Source organism: Aestuariivivens sediminis, from assembly GCF_022662105.1.
GTDB lineage: Bacteria > Bacteroidota > Bacteroidia > Flavobacteriales > Flavobacteriaceae > Aestuariivivens > Aestuariivivens sediminis.
This window is the reverse complement of record NZ_JAKMCP010000004.1, coordinates 49,131-60,224: the sequence shown is the minus strand read 5'-3', so window position 1 is coordinate 60,224 and position 11,094 is coordinate 49,131. Positions and strand designations below refer to the sequence as shown.

General features: G+C 36.7%; 6 protein-coding genes. All 6 read right to left on the bottom strand.

All coding sequences use genetic code 11. From position 1 onward, the window contains the following. Positions 1-131 precede the first annotated feature (131 nt). Complete coding sequence (locus tag MR054_RS11845) at positions 132-830, bottom strand: phytanoyl-CoA dioxygenase family protein (RefSeq protein WP_242158036.1); 699 nt, start codon at positions 828-830, stop codon at positions 132-134. A gap of 44 nt (positions 831-874) precedes the next feature. After that, on the bottom strand, positions 875-2,419 hold the full coding sequence (locus MR054_RS11840) for a sugar porter family MFS transporter (protein ID WP_242158229.1): 1,545 nt from the start codon (positions 2,417-2,419) through the stop codon (positions 875-877). Between the two features lie 41 nt (positions 2,420-2,460). Continuing rightward, positions 2,461-4,410, bottom strand: coding sequence for a hypothetical protein (locus MR054_RS11835; protein WP_242158034.1), 1,950 nt, complete (start codon positions 4,408-4,410; stop codon positions 2,461-2,463). Positions 4,411-4,443: 33 nt separating this feature from the next. Continuing rightward, positions 4,444-5,976: an FG-GAP repeat domain-containing protein gene (locus tag MR054_RS11830; RefSeq protein ID WP_242158032.1), complete on the bottom strand. Its 1,533-nt coding sequence runs from the start codon at positions 5,974-5,976 to the stop codon at positions 4,444-4,446. 62 nt (positions 5,977-6,038) lie between these two features. Continuing rightward, positions 6,039-7,460, bottom strand: a complete 1,422-nt coding sequence (locus MR054_RS11825; RefSeq protein WP_242158031.1) for an ADP-ribosylglycohydrolase family protein — start codon at positions 7,458-7,460, stop codon at positions 6,039-6,041. A 227-nt stretch (positions 7,461-7,687) separates the two neighbouring features. Next, a complete protein-coding gene (locus MR054_RS11820; RefSeq protein WP_242158030.1) occupies positions 7,688-11,002 on the bottom strand; it encodes a DUF5107 domain-containing protein in 3,315 nt (1,104 codons plus the stop codon). Positions 11,003-11,094: the final 92 nt, after the last annotated feature.

Here is an 11,094-nt window from a genome sequence, read left to right as displayed (position 1 = left end):
TGCCGTTTTGCTTTTGAATATACGCTACTGGAATCAATAATGGAGGGGTGAACACCAAATCCTTTCCGTTTTCTGTTTAGATTAATATTGGTTTGGCTATTTAGCTACAGGATAAGCTTTATCTAAGATTCTTAATGAAAACGCTCTTCAATTATTTCGCTAGTAGAGAATTTGTATTTCATATTTCTATATACACAAATATCGGTTATATCCTCTGGTGTTCCCTTAGGTACAACTCTAAAATTGGATGATATGCGTATAGACTTTGCAGGTAATACTCTATGAAAACAATGTCCGTGAAGAAAGATAACGGTACCTTTCTTAGGCTTATACAACACCTGTCCTTCCAAATCTTCATGCGGATTACCAACAGGAAGAATTCCTGCCTTGTGCGCTTTGGGCATAATAACAATAGCACCTCCGGTCTCATCGTTAATATCGTGAGTATAAACCAAGCGATTTAAATTAAACTTCAACGGGTCATCCGGTATACAGTCTTGGTGCCATGCTTGCCCTTTGCTTCCCGCCTTCGAAAACATCATCATGCAATATAGATTATCCCAGCCTTTTGTAAGAAGCGTATCTGTAATGTCATTAAACTTTTCATCCTTATCAATTTCGTCAAATCCACCATTATCGTCCCTATATGGAAACCATGGTATTACCTCCGCTGAGGATTTTGAAATAAACTCTTCGCTATGTTCCCATTTAGGATTTAAACCAAAGTGCTTAAGGATTTTTGAGTTATAGGCATCCATTAATTGATCGTCAAAAAAATTCTCAAATATTATATAGCCTTCATCCCAAAATTTATTATAAATATCTTCCAATTTTTATTCCTATTAATTATATAACAAAGATATCATTATTTGAATCAGAAAGTTAATTCCGATTCCAGTTCTTCTAGAGACTTCCCTTTAGTTTCCGGAAGTATTTTTACAAGAACAAAAAAGCCTAACAAGGCAATAATTCCGAATATTAAAAAAGTCGTTGAATTACCAAGCATTGAAATCTCTACAGGAAATATTTGTTGAACAAACCAACTACAAAAAGAATTGACAAATCCAATTATACCAATTGCCAAACCTCTGTATTTATTTGGATACACCTCAGAAAGCATTACCCACATTACGGGCCCAAGTGAAAATGCAAAACAGGCAGTAAAACACAAAATTCCTATTAATACTAAAATGGCGTTCATATTGGTAGCTGCTTCAAGAATAGCGCCTTCATTTTTAGCATATACTTTTGTTCCCAAAGCTTCTTTCATTGCGTTTTTGAAATCAACATCGTTATCAAAAGTTACTGACGCCACAGATGTTAATTTTTCTTGCTCTATACCAGGAAGACCTTTTATATCTTCGTCACTCAATTCGTAAGTTGCTTTTCCAAAACCATAGCTACAAACGATAAGGCTTATAGCTATTCCAGCCATTCCAAATAGCAATAATGGTCTCCTTCCCATTCTATCAATAAGAAAAATTGCAACTACTGTGAATAATACGGTCGTTAAGCTTAAAAAAACTCCAGATGCAAAAGCGGCATTTGTTCCTATTCCTGTCTGTTTAAAAATAGATGTCGCATAAAAGTATATCGCATTAATACCAGTTATTTGTTGCAATATTCCCAGAGTTAAACCTACAAGGAAAATAAAACGTAAACCAGGTTTTAACAAATCCCATATTTTTACTTTCGCTCTATTGGCGTCTCTGGCAATTGCTTCCTCGATAGCCTCAATTTCTAATTTTGCCTTAGAAGAACCGTGCAGTTCTGTGAGTATTTGTTTGGCTTTAGATATTCTGCTTTTCAAATAGAGCCACCTTGGGCTTTTAGGAATAAAGAACAGCATTATAAAATATATAAGTGCCGGTATGAATTCAATGCCCAGCATCCAACGCCAAACAGTTTCATTGCTTAAAAATTCCGCCCCTGATATATTGAGTTTATTTAAATAATAATTACACAGAAATGCCGCGAAAAATCCAAGTACAATATTTAATTGCTGTATCGATACCAATTTCCCTCTATTTTCTGCACTCGATATTTCTGCAATATATGCGGGCGCCAGAATTAGGGCTGCCCCAAATGCAATACCTCCTATCATTCTTGCAATCCATAACATCTGATAATTAATGGCATAAGCTGAAAGCAATGCCGATAGAGCGTAAAGAAAAGCTACAGCAATCAATATTCTTTTTCTTCCTAAAAAATCACTCAGTCTTCCAGATATAAGCATGGCAATCATGGCGGAGAAGGTAGGCGAACTTACTACCCAACCATTTTGTATATCGTTCAGGTCGAATTCGGGGCCCACATAAGACATGACACCCGAAATAATACCTGCGTCGAAACCGAAGAGAAAACCTCCGAGTGATACCACAAATGCAATAAATATTGTTTTTTTATTAGTACGGCTCATATACAAATCAATTTAATAGATTAAAAAATTCTAAATAATTATTATTCATTCCAAATGTCTGGAATCAGTTCATATCCTACCGCTCCAAGTGGTTTTTGATTAAACGGCTCCGCATGTTGTGAGTGTACTTGATAGAGTTTCTTGGCCGTCTTTTTTATTGCATTAACCATATGTTTATAGGGCCGGTCTGTGACATCTACTAATCCACAATTGTAATTTTCGCCATCATAGGACCTACCAGTTAAATCTTGATCTGCCCATTGGAAATATCCTACACCTATCAATCCAGGGTGACTAAATGCATGTTCGGTATAATAGCGATATGCGACACCTCGTTCCTTTTGGTTTTCAACTTGCACCAAAGCTTGAGCCATTCCTCTATTTACCGTTCCTGCGTGATATTCCCCTATAATCATGGGCACATCCATAATATTTGAAACTCTATCCATATCCCTTGTTGGAGGTTTTAAGTCATAGCAATTAAAGCTAAACACATCGAAAACTTTCTTACAAATTTCTAACATGTCATTGTCCGGTATTTTACCAAAACGAATTCCTAAAGTAAGATGATTAGGGTCGTATTTATTAATGGCCGTATCGACAGATTCCAGAAATATTTTAAACGTTTCATAAATAAAAGATTTACGTCTTTCGGCTGAGTCTTCAACAACAAGATACGCTTTTAGAGCCTTCTTTATAGGTAATTCTGCTTCCGAGGCCAAAATTAAATCACATAAGCGTGATTCTTGGCCTAACCACGAGGGTTCATTTCCAGTAAAATACCCAATTAACCAGGGATTGTCCCTATATTCGGATACGGTTTTCTCCACAATAGTCTCTATTCTGGATACAAAATCTGGAGCGTAAACATCAGCAAGCCCCATAATACCACCATCTATTCCCAGGCCATGAAGTTGCAACATAAAAGGTTTTTCATTCATAGCGATTACCTCCTTACTGCTCCAATTAGCAATAGTGTTTATTCCCCAGTTGGACATTCTATTAATAATCATTTTCTTTGATTTCTGGCCATAATCCTCACCAAATCGTCTAAATAAATTCCATTTCCCAAAAGAAACGCTATTAGGATTATTAGGGTTTAATCCAATGTCTTTAGGGGGCATTTCCTTTATAAAGTTTGAGCGTTTATCCAGTCTGTTGACATTTCCTCCTCGGCCAGAACCAATGCAATCGACCCCAAGGGATAAGAACTGATGGCCATCAGGATCTACAAACCACCATTTATTATCGATTTTTTCTGTGCGGAAAAATCCGGTTGCCTCGAATTGAGTGTTCACATAACCTCCAAATTTTGAATAGTTGTAGTCTTCTTCCATATTTAGATCATCATCTTCCGCTTTCCAGTCCGCTTTTAATTGATCTAAAGACTTTATCTTATTTTCAAAATCTATAAGATTAGACTGACCATACTCATCAACGATTGGCTTTTGACCCAAATATTCGTCTCCCGGGTCTTCGACATGTAAGCTTATAGATCGAATTTCAATTGAAGGGTTATCTATAGGAACATGCATTCTAAATCCAATGGAATCAACACCTGTAAGAGGCCCTCTTTTTCCTCCTAAATTAAACCAGCCCGTGTACCTCGGCTTATTCATTGTACCTGCAATATCGTTAGCCGCATCAGGTAATTGGGTGTAAAACCGCAATGGAATGGCAAGTTCATTCCATTCTCCCGGTGCATAACTCATTACCCTAATCTCATTGTAGCCCCAGTCTGTATTAAAGCCTACTTGAAACCTTTGAGGTGTAGTAATTCTTATTTCTAATTTAACGAAATTATAATCGCTCCAATCTGACTCAATTTCAGAATTGATATCTTTAATCGCAAATTTTTTCCCTGAAACTTTCTTATTGCTGTCAAACTGTACGCTAAAGTGTTTTGTGTTATCCGTATTACACGATAATAGTACACAACACATTGCTACTATATTAAAAATAACTATTGGATCTTTGATTTTGAATTTCATTTTATATTCATTGTTTTGGTTTGTTACATTTTCTCATTTTCTATCGTTGAAGAGGTTATTCTGAAGAAATAGAAGATCGTTCTCTTTCTTACTCTTGAACTTATTTGATGCAAGCATACTAAAATTGCCTAACATTAAATCGATATCGCCATCATTGTCGAAATCTCCCTTTTCCATTACCAGCCAATTTCCATTACTTGCAGCTATTGTGGTATGCGCTGTAAAGGAATACTGAGTTGCGTTATTATTTTCTAAGTATACAAAGCCTTCCTCCAATCCATTATCAAAATCTGGGAAAAATGACAATACAGCAAAATCCATGTCGCCATCCTGATCAAAATCATCATTCAATACGCGTGTTGCGCCATTAATAGGGTAAAACCATTCTTCTTTAAATGCATTCTTCTTGTTATTAATAAAAAGCCTAACGCCATGGTAAGGTTTAAGAAACCTAGAATAATCTGCATTATCTCCATTGGCAAGGAGGATGTCTAAGTGGCCATCATTGTTATAATCCAATAATGAAAACCAACTTGAACCATATTCCGGGCCCATAAGTATTACCGGATCTATCTCAAATTCGAAATTTTCCTTCTGATAAAAAATATAAATTCCCTCACGTCCCTGGGCGAACAAGGCTATGATATCTTTTTTTCCATCATTATTCATGTCAACGACTTCAACTTTTATGCTTCCAGGAAGCGCCAAAAGTGTTCGTTTCATGTAGACCCCCTCTTCTTTTTCAAGAAGTGAGAGCTCCCCGGTAATATGTCCGAACTCACATATTATAATTTCAGAATTACCATCATTATTAAGATCATTGCATTCGGTATAAACAGGCCTGTGAAGTTCCTTTTGAAGGGAAATTATTGTATCAGAATGTACTAGGTGTAGCTCACCTTTTGGGATCTCACTCGGGCTCATTATACCAATTTCTGTTGCTATAAGCGAATTACCTGTTGAAACACTAGAAATAATTGGCGATTCTAAATTTAGTATTGGATTTGCTCTACCATTCCAATTAAAAAGCTGGCCGAATACATCACCAATAAGTAAGCTGTTATTGCGACTATCAAATTTCAGATTTACTATACCGCCTTGTGGTTTTTTCGTGTTTATACTGATAAAAGACGTGTCAAATTGTTTCAGGGCGCTGTTCCTGTGTGTTCTATCAGGTAAATTTGACAAACTCTCTGGGGCCATACTCAATATATAATTGCACAACCTAAGCCATTCTAAACTATCGATCATTTGCTTTTTCGGATACGCATTATTTTTTTCGATGTAATACTGTTCTTCTGAAGAATAACTTCCACGGCCATCCATGTAATTCTTTAGCCCCATCCTTTTTGCCATTTCCGGCAACACCCTAGTTTCCCATAAAGGTTTAGGAATATTATTTATGGCTGGTACTAAATGACAACTACCGCAACGCAATTCATATAGATTTTCCGTGTATCGTCTTTTCTCTCTTTTAGATAAATATGAAACCACAAACAGAGCAACTACCACTATAATTAGAATTGAGGTGATTAAAATTATTTTCTTTGGTTTAGTTTCTATCATTGATTTTCAAAAAATATTGGTTAAGAGCGTGTCCCCTACCAAGAAGTAAATTAGTTGCTTTTTTAATTTTCACCCATATCCCCTTTGGCGGTTTCAATATTTGCATTGTGCCGAGGTATGCACCATATATTTCTTTTTAAATCGACCACACCGTCCATCTGCTCTTGAACTACCATATCAATAACTTTTATTCCCTTTTCTGCCATATTCTTAAAATCATCAATACCGTTATTAGGAAAACCTATTCTGGTTCTATGTATATTATATTTACTTGCAAACTTTCTGTCGAAAGCTTCTTCAACACCCTCCTTTCCCAAGAGAAACCCTAATAAGCCGCCCCAAGTGGCGGTAGGATTATCAGAATCCCAGCCTGCCAATGACCCTATCTTAATGGTTTCTTTTAAATCCCCTTCACCATATAGCAAGCTGATTATGCTGGAAGCAAAATTAATTCCAGAAGCAAAACATCCATTACAATATAGGTTTTTAGAAGTTATGTCATAGCCGTCCTCCTGGTTTAATTGATATTTTTCATAGACTTCATCTCTTACCTGTTCCCATGGAATGTCTTTAATATATCTGCTCATTACATAATCAAACATTTTAGCCGAATAAGATTCATGTGGAAGTCTTTTCCTAGCCTCCTGAGCCATATGAAAAATAGTCTCCTTTAAGGAGGTATCGGATTCCACATTAGAAGCTATAGAATGCATAACCACATAAAACTCTGAGGCCCATTCAGCGTTATACCTTGCTGTTGTTTGAATTGGCAAGTGAGCCATTTTTAATGCGATATCCGGGCGAGTAGGAGCAAACAGACCAAAAATTTCCGTAGTCAATTGCGCATCAATCATTTCATAATAAGGATTATTGGTCGGGTTACCCGTCTCCGGCGGTATGATGCCGTTTTGCATTAATTTAAACGCCCTCTCGTTAGAAACCCACAAATAGTTTTCCTCTTCCTTCTTTATATGCCTAAGCCAACCTGCCGCTATTTGATGGCCAGTGAGCATTACTGTCTTATTGGCCAGTACTATTTCCTGATAAATATACTCTATGTCCGTATCGTCGTCAGACCCCCAAACCGAACCCTCATCCCTGAAGACAAAATCAATTGTAGCGGATAAATCGCTTGGAACACCTTGATCCCAAATACTCGGCTCATCAGGTTTTCCCCAATCATCTCTTGTATAGAAAGGTCCTGTTTTAAATTCACCAATATTTCCTACTTTATCCATTTCAGTTACGAGCCCTGTCCAATTCGCTATACATTGTCCCAACCAAAACCCATATAGCTTGTTATAATATTCTTCTCTGGAAATAACAATATGCGTTTGGTTTGAATCATAATTTAAACATGGCGTTTCCAACTTACTTTCAACCTCTGTTTTCACTAACCTGTTACAAGAAGAACACAGCGTAAATGTTGTAGCCAAGATAATAAGATTGGTATTCTTTGTTTTCCAGTCAATAAACCAATTCATAAATAACCTTTTTTGAACCTTGATAATTATCTATTTTAAAAAAATAGGGACCTTTTCGGGTGCCTTTACCATATATATTGGGAGAGACAATATTTCCTCTGCCAAATTAACTTGACAAAAGATATTCGGTGATATTGGGATTAAAATCCATTCCACCTTAAGTTTATGAATTAAATGGTTTATAGTCAAGGTTATCGAAATTTTAAATTAATTTAAGTCTTTACTTTTTAATTTAATTGATTTAAATGAATTCTGCTCCAAATATGAGAGGGCAGATAGGATAGGGCCTTATTGAAGTTAGCTTTAGCTTCGGCTGTATTTTCAAGACCTTGATGAGCTAAACCTGTAATATAATGATTAGTAGCAACTCGAAAATCTTCCGATTGGCCTCCTTCAAACTGTGTAAAAAATGTGCTATTATCCTTCTCCTGAATATACTCGAGAAGTTTTTTAAATAATTCGTCCGCTGCTTTTTTCTTTCCCAACTTTTTTAATGATAGCCCACGATAATAAATATATTCTGAATCGGCACCTCTAAATGGAATATTCATCGCTTCAGCTTTCTTGAAGTAACTCATGGCCAAATCCTGTTTACCCATTTTTTCATAAGTTAGGCCTAATAAGTAATTAAATTGTGCCCATCTAGCCCTTCCAAACCTACCTACTGGATAATCAATAATTTTCTTAAAATCTGCCTCTGCCTTGTCTAGCGCATTAGTGTTGAGGTAATCCATTCCCCTAAGCGTATAAGCGCTCAGGTAAGTATCTTGCATCTCGCGTCCTCCTTCCAGTTGTGGGAATGTGTTGCTTTCAATAATTTCTATAGCCTCCTGGTACTTACCCGCTTCCAATGAACGAGTGGCAAAACGCAGTAAGGTTTCTGTACGCAGGCTAGCAGTCTCCTGGTTCTCTTTGAGAATCTGGTATTTTCTTTCTGGTGATATTCTATTTTTTTCATAAATTTCATCTAATTCAAAAAGTAATCTCGGATCTTTAGAATTTAAGGCTACTGCTTTCTCATAACGTTTCATAGCTTCGTGATTATCCTCTTTCGCCTCCTCATAGGCCAACCCAATATTGCGATGTGCAATATAGAAGGTATCGTCCCTTTCAATAGATTTTTCCCACATCTCTATGGCACGATTTGGTTGTGCTTCATAAAACAGATTCCCTAAGTAGTAAGGGGCTTTGGCATCGTTATGGTTTGTGAGCATGGCATGCTCAAGCACATATATGGATTCCGCTCTAAAAGGATAGCAATAATCATGTGGCATGTTAGCCGCTTTTTTGTAATAATTCAATGATTCATTATTTTCATCCAGAAGATGGCTATAATAGCCCAAATAGTAATACAGCATTGGGTAGCTATTGCCTGTTGCTTCCAGTCGTAATAAAATTTCCTTCGCTTCACTTATAAAACCACTATTGCTGTAATTATTAGCAAGTTCAAGGTACGACTCCACTTCATTTCTCATTAAGGACACCAACTTGTTCTTAGTATCAATATAGTCTTTGTCATCTTCCTCTCTTTGAATTAGCATTAGTTCATTATATGCCCAATGATTTAGTAAATCTTTAGAAATAATCTCTTTTACTATTTCCTTAGCCCTATTGAGGTCGCTGGACTTACGTAAAATCATTGCTTTTAATAACATGCCTTTTGTATTCGATGCATTTGTAGATAAAGCTCTCTCGATATGGTTTAAAGCTTTATTGAATTCATGTCGTTCACAGTCCATTTCAGCGAGTTGGTAATAAGCAGCAGCATGCCAGGCAGAACTCCAAGATGCTCTGTAGAGGTTATCGTAAGCTTCAGTAGATTTACCTAAGGCTCGCTGAGCCAGGGCAAGGTAGTATAACCCTTCACCATCTTTAGGTCGCGTATAATTCATTGTAATTCTGTCCACGGCTCTCTGTAAATATGCTTCTGCCTGCTTCCAATCTTTTCCTTTTAAAGCAAGAATTCCCAATTGAGTATTAACTCTATAGTCATTAGGATCTCTCTTTAATGCCTCATTATAATATGGCATGGGATTGTAAGAACTGTAAAACTGGTTCAGCCTTAAGCCCAGTAGGTATAATTCTTCAATGGTTGCGATTTCTTCAGGAGAATCAGGTGTTTTGAGTGGCTCTGGCATGGATTCTGCTGGGGGATGGTGATTCCTGGGAGCAAATCTTAAAAGGGGAGACCCGTGAGCGTCCACTACTGTAATTTCTAAATCATCTTCCAAAGTATTGTTTGGTATTTTGACGCTTTCTAAGAAAGGTTGATCCGGTCCAATATAAGTGATATTTTTATAGATTGAACTGTCTTTATTACTCAGCGTTACGATTGCATCTTCTTGAGGCATTGTTGTGTTAATACCAATTCTAGCTCTATCTCCTATAATTTCTATGTTTATTGCCCCATTTTTATTCGCATACTTTAAGCCTCCCAATTCCCGTATTGGGAACCATGTCATTACACCATATTTAGATTCATAGGGTTGAATCCAGCTATAATCTGGCTGGTTATCAGTATAGAATCCAGCCATCAATTCAATATATTGACTAGAATTATCCGTAAGGCCCTTATTTATTCTAACACCCGCAGGGTTATTTCCATCGGCCCAATACTTCATGCCGGGCATGATATGATGATTTCCTATCCAGGCCGTTCCGGCTTCCTTGCCGTGGTCATATCCGGCAAAATAATCTTCTTTTGGGTTCCAGGAAAAAAATGATGAGGGCACACCTACGTTTTTCCATTTGCTTATGTCTACATTGGTATAATCAAAGTGATTATAGTCTCCATCAGCAATAGGCCATGTAGTCATTTCCCTTTTGGCGTGTTGGGTAACATATTGAACAGAAGGAGGGAAAATAACCTGATAGGTAGTATCCACATGCACAGAGGGGTTCGCCCAAAACAGAAAAGAATTTGATATCGCTGTTCTGTTTTCAGGTTTAATTGACATCTCTACAATGGACGAATTAGGGTAAATGGTATAACCTACTAAAATTCTCATGCGATGCCTTTTATCCGTATTAGCAATCCATACCGTTTTACTAGCATCTTCATTATTTTCTATCTCGAAATCCATAGGTTTTACAGTGTTGGGGCCGTGATGGTGTGGAAAACCCCAAGCATTCGAACCTGATATCCAATTTCCAACCATGCCAATAAGAGAAGGTTTTACGACATCGTTTTTATAGAACCATATATAATCGTTGGTTTTATCAAGGGCATAATATATACGTCCTCCAAGTGAAGGAATAATACCAAGCTTTATAAACTTGTTTTCCATTGTTAGAATATCATATTCCTTATCTTCCTTGACTGTTGTTAACTGATCATCCATTGGATAGGGATAGACTCTACGTTGTACCCCTTGATGTGTTTTGCCTTCATAAAATCTAGGCATTACATTGGGCTTTCCAATCTTATAGGTAGGTATGTTAATAGTTTCTTTAGTAACTGTTACCTGAGAATTAGCGCTTATGTAAAATGAGAAAATAAATAAACAAATGGTGTGAAATAATGTCCCTTTAATTCTAGTCATAATTATAATATTTTTAGATTGTGGTTATCATTTTGAGGTATAATATTCCCCCAAATTAGTTACTCCAATAAATTTACAGAGGCATCCTATTT